The following is a 3896-nucleotide window of genomic DNA, read 5'->3' as shown; positions in this document are numbered from 1 at the left end:
ACCTCGGGGTGCCCGCGAAGTCCGCGGCGGCGCGCGGCGCGGGAACGGCCGGGCCGTTCGAACCCGGCGGCATCGACGACTACCAGATCCGGGCCGGGCACCGGATGGCGGAAGCCGCCGGAACGCCCTACGAGGCGCACGGCGCCGCGGTCGCCTGACCGACGACGCCGGGCCGCCGGCGCCGGGCACGGCAGAACCGGCCCGGCCCAGCACAGCCCGGCACGGTGACCAGACCAGACCAGGCCCGGCGCGAGCCGAGTACGGCGGACGCGAGCGGTCCGCTCCCGGCCGGAGCGGACCACGACTGAGGGGGACCACATGACGCAGCAGGCCCAGGCAGCGCGGCGCGGCGTCCCCGCGGCGGTGGTGACCGGCGCGGCCGGATTCATCGGCTCCCACCTCGTCCCCGCCCTCGCGCGGCAGGGCCGCCCCGTCACCGCCGTCGACCGGACCTGGACCCGCACCAGGCTGTATCCCGACGGCCCTGCGGACCTCGCGAACCTCGCGGACCCCGCGGACCCCGAGCCGTCCGGAGTGCGGCACGTCGCCGGGGACCTGGCCACTATGGACCTCGCACCCCTCCTCAACGGCGCCGAAACGGTCTTCCACCTCGCCGCCCGCCCCGGCGTACGGTCCTCGTGGGACGACTTCCCCGCCTGCCTGCGCGACAACGTCCAGGTCACCGAGCGCCTCCTGGCCGCCTGCCACCGCGCGGGCGTGCCGCGGCTGGTGCTCGCCTCCTCCTCCAGCGTCTACGGCGAGGGCCCCGGCCGGGAACAGCCCATGGCCGAGGACCAACTGCCCTGCCCGGTCTCCCCGTACGGCGTCACCAAACTGGCCGCCGAACGGCTCGGCTCCGCGTACGCCGCCCGCCCCGGCTCGCCGCTCACCGTGGTCTCGCTGCGCTTCTTCACCGTCTACGGCCCCGGCCAGCGGCCCGACATGCTCACCGCCCGCGTCATCCGCTCCGTCCTGGACGGCACGTCCCTGCCGGTCTACGGCGACGGCAGCCAGAGCCGCGACTTCTCCTACGTCGGCGACGTCGTGCGCGCCCTGCTCCTCGCCCAGCGACCCCACGTGCCCGGCGGCGCGTACAACGTCGGCGCCGGGCGCCGCACCACCGTCCTCGAACTGTGCGCCGCCGTCGGCGAGGCGATGGGCCGCCCGCCCCTGCTGGAGCACACCGCGCCACAGCCGGGCGACGCCTTCACCACCCTCGCGGACCCCTCCCGCGCGGCGCGCGTGCTCGGCTACCGCGCCGCCACCGGCCTGCGCGAGGGCATCGCCGCCCAGGTCGCCGCCACCGTCCGGGCGGCGTCCCCGGGCATCGCGTCCGGAGCGCCGCGGTGACGGGGGCGCCGGTGACCTGGGAACACGCCCCGGCACGGCCGTCGAGCCGGGCGCGCGAGGGTGCGGAGGAGGCGTGCCGTGTGCGGACTGGCGGGCTTCGCTGACCCGGCGCTCGTCGGGGACCGGGCGTTCGAGGTGGCCGCGCGGATGCTGGCCGCCGTCGCCCACCGCGGCCCGGAGGGCGACGGCGCCGTGCACCGGCCGCCGGTCACCATGGCGCACTGCGCCCTGCCCTTCGTCGACCCCGCCGCCCGCCAGCCCTACGTCTCCGCGTCGCGGCGCACCGTGGCCGTGCTCAACGGCGAGGTGTACAACCACCGCGAGCTCCGCCGCGACCTGGCCCGGCACGGCGCGCCCCCGCGCGGCGGCGACACCGGGATCGTCGCCGAACTGTACGAGCACAGCGGCGGCCGGCTGCGCGAGGTGCTCCGGCGCGTGCGGGGAATGTACGCGCTCGCCCTGTACGACGCCGGCCGGGGCGCCCTGCTGCTGGCCCGCGACCCGTTCGGCAAGAAGCCCCTGTACTGGACGCCGGTGCCCGGCGGCGTCGCCTTCGCCTCCGAACTGACCGCACTGCTGCGCCACTCCGCCTGCCCCCGCGAGCCCGACCTGCCCGCCCTCGCCGACTATCTGACGCTGCGTGCCTACCCCGCGCCGCACACCGCGCTCGCGGGGGTGCACAAGGTACGGCCCGGCAGCGTCCTGCGCGTGGAGCACGGCGGCCGGGTGCGCGAGGAACCGGGCGGCGGCGCGTACGACGAGCTGCGCGCCGCCGTGCCGAGCGGCCCCCGCCGCAAGATCCCCGCCGCGGCGGCGGCCCGCGAACTGGAAGAGGTCCTGGACCGCGCCGTGGAGCGCAGGACCACCAGCACCGCCGCCCCGCTCGGGGTGCTGCTCAGCGGCGGCCTGGACTCCTCCACCGTCGCGGCGCTCGCCCGGCGCCACCGCGAGGGGCCGCTGCCCGCGTTCACGGCGGGCTTCGAGGACGCGGCGTTCGACGAGAGCGGCCCCGCCCGCACGGTCGCCCGGCACCTGGGCCTGGACCACCACGTCGTACGCCTGGGCGGCACGGACCTGGCGCGGGCCTTCACCGAGGAGTTCCCCCGCCTCGACGAGCCGCTGGCCGACCCCTCCCTGCTGCCGACGCTGCTGGTATGCCGGGCCGCGCGGGACGCCGTACGGACCGTGCTCACCGGGGACGGCGCCGACGAAATCCTCCTGGGCTACCGCTTCTTCCAGGCGCAGAAAGTGCTCGGCCGCCTCTCCTTCCTCCCGCCCCGGCTCCTGGACGCGACCGGCCGCGCGGCGGCCCGGCTGCGGCCGGGGGAGGGGAACCTGCCGGCCTCGGCGGCCCTGCGCCAGCTCGCCCGCGGCCTGCGCACCCCCGCCGAGCACCGGTTCTACGCCTCCACCGCGCCCTTCGGACCGCGGGCGACGGCCGCGCTGCTGAGCCCGCCCGCCCGCGCCGCCCTGGAGCGCTCCGGACACCGCCCGTTCGCCGAACTCGACGCGCTCCTGGCGGACTTGGGATCCCTGCCGCCCCTGGAGCGCGCCCAGCTCGGCGTCATCCGCCACTTCCTGTGCGACACCGTCCTCGCCAAGACCGACCGGGGCGCGATGCGCCACGCGCTGGAACCGCGCTCCCCCTTCCTGGACCGGGACGTCGTCGCCTTCTGCGCCGCCCTGCCGCCGGAGCTGAAACTGCGCCGCCTCACCGCCAAGTACCTGCTGCGCCGGGTGGCCGCCCGGCACCTGCCGCCCGAGGCGGCGCGCCGCCGCAAACTCGGCTTCCGCGCCCCGGTGGCCCGCCTGCTCCGCGCCGAACTCCGCCCCGTACTGCTGGAGTCGCTCGCCCCGAACCGGCTGGAACGGCACGGACTGTTCGACCCCGCCGCCGTACGACGCCTCGTCGACGAACACCTGGCGGCGCGCGCGGACCACACGGCCGGGCTGTGGGCGCTGCTGTGCTTCCAGGTCTGGTACGACCACGCGCTGCGCGCACCACCGGACAGGGCCCGCCCGCCCCTCACCGACCTGGGGCGGACCGGCGAGCCGACGGACGACGGAAGGGAGGCCGGCCATGTCCGGTGAGCGCGTCCACGTCCTCTCCCCGCGCACCTGGGGGGAGTTCGGGAACTACCTGGCGGCGACCAGATTCACCACGGTGCTCCGGGAGCGGCTGCCCGACGCCGAGGTCACCCTCCTCACCGCCGAATCGCTGCTGCCCTGGGTCGGCGACGTCGGTGCGCGCATCCGGGAGATCACCCTCCAGAGCCCGGACACGGCCACCCGCACCCGCCGTTACCAGGCGCTCATGGCGGAGCTCGCCGCCGAGTGGCCGGCCGGATGCGAGGCGGGAGCGGCGCCGCCGCCGGGGGCGCGGCCCCTGGACGGCCTCGTAGACCACCTGCGGACCCACCGGCCCGATCTCGTCGTCGGCGCCAAGCCGTTCATCGCCCGGCTGTCCCTGGCCGCGGCCAACGCGGCGGCCCGCGCCGACGGCCGCCCGCGCCCGCGCGTCGCCGCCCACGTGACCAACCCCGGAC

The 3896-nt window shown here is 77.3% G+C and carries 2 protein-coding genes and 1 pseudogene; all 3 read left to right on the top strand.

Translation table 11 applies throughout. The features are described 5' to 3' along the window. Positions 1-318: 318 nt before the first annotated feature. Positions 319-1350: an NAD-dependent epimerase/dehydratase family protein gene (locus ACFU99_RS36400; RefSeq protein ID WP_384400744.1), complete on the top strand. Its 1032-nt coding sequence runs from the start codon at positions 319-321 to the stop codon at positions 1348-1350. A 78-nt stretch (positions 1351-1428) separates the two neighbouring features. Beyond that, positions 1429-3441 carry an asparagine synthase (glutamine-hydrolyzing) gene (gene asnB, locus ACFU99_RS36395; protein WP_384400741.1) on the top strand — a complete coding sequence of 671 codons (2013 nt, stop codon included), beginning with the start codon at positions 1429-1431 and terminating at the stop codon, positions 3439-3441. Next, positions 3431-3896 (top strand): annotated as a pseudogene (locus ACFU99_RS36390) (Moenomycin biosynthesis protein MoeGT1); the annotation flags it as partial. The gene asnB and the pseudogene ACFU99_RS36390, both read left to right, overlap by 11 nt.

This window comes from Streptomyces sp. NPDC057654 (genome assembly GCF_042800135.1).
Taxonomy (GTDB): domain Bacteria; phylum Actinomycetota; class Actinomycetes; order Streptomycetales; family Streptomycetaceae; genus Streptomyces.
This window is presented reverse-complemented; position numbering and strand designations above follow the sequence as displayed.